This is a genomic window from Streptomyces sp. NPDC127084 (assembly GCF_042724175.1).
GTDB lineage: Bacteria > Actinomycetota > Actinomycetes > Streptomycetales > Streptomycetaceae > Streptomyces.
In genome coordinates, this window is sequence record NZ_JBHXFA010000408.1 from 1 (window position 1) to 1,160 (window position 1,160).

1 protein-coding gene is annotated in these 1,160 nt (G+C 70.5%); it reads right to left on the reverse strand.

Features of this window, described 5'->3' with window-relative positions:
• The coding region (locus tag ACFWI9_RS34600; protein WP_387169342.1) for a M20/M25/M40 family metallo-hydrolase at nt 1-1,160 on the reverse strand (1,160 nt) is incomplete at both ends.

Below are 1,160 nucleotides of genomic sequence, written 5' to 3' on the forward strand. Positions count from 1 at the left end.
GAAGAGGACTTCGGCATGGGCCAGCGAGGCGATCTCGCTCGGGCTCACGCTCTCGTCCACGCCGTGGATCTGCGAGGGCGGGTCCTCGACGCCGCACAGGAGGATCTCGGTGTCCGGATAGAGCGTCCGGAAGACGGAGCAGACGGCGATGGAGCCACCGGCCCCCACGTCGCGGACCGGTACGACGAAGGCATCGCGCAGGGCGTCGCGCATCTCGGCATGGGCCCGCCCCCCGGAGTCGGCGAGAAAGGACGGCCCGCTGGTGACCCGCCGGATCTCCATGTGCGCACCCCAAGGCACCTGTCGGCGCAGGTGATCGGCCAGTTCGTCATGGACTCGGGACACGTCCGCACCGGGCGGGGTGCGCACACTGATCAGCGCTTTCGCCGAGGGCAGCAACGCGGGTACGGCGTCGTCGAGCTGCGGCGACTGCACGGCGAGCACGGTGATGGCGGGCCGGCTCCACAGCCGGTCGGCGATGCTGCCGGTGCCGATGAGCGCGACACCGTCCAGGACGCCGGCATCGGCGCGCAGGTCCGTCTCGGAGTACTCGGCGGCGGCACGGGATGGCGCCGCCTCACCGGCGCCGGGCCCCGGCACACAGGGTGTCCCCTGACCGTCGTGCAACGTGGCCAGGAGCCGGATCAGCGCGGTCATGGCGTCGGGCACGGGCCCGCCGAACTGGCCCGAGTGCAGCGTTTTGGACAGCGTGGAGAGCTCGATCTCCACTACGGCCATGCCGCGCAGGGAGGTGGTGAGGGTGGGGACGCCGGACTCGACGTTCCCCGTGTCGGCGACGACGACCACGTCCGGCGTCGGCAGGTCCGGATGGGCTCGCAGTACTTTCTCGAGGCTGCCGTCGCCGGGCTCCTCACAGCCGTCGACGATGACGGCCAGGTCGATGTCCGGGTAGGGCTCGTACGGCAGGGCTTCCTGAAGCGCGCGCAGCGCTGTGAGGTGCATGACAATGTTGCCTTTGCAGTCCGCACTGCCCCGGCCGTACCAACGCCCTTCACGTTCGGTCAGCTCGAACGGGGGTGTACGCCACGAGGTTTCGTCCTGCGCGGAGACGACGTCGTAATGCGCGTAGAGCACCACGGACGGTGCACCGGGCGGTCCGGGGCGGTGGGCGTACACCGTCTTGGGGCCCTCGTCGGTGG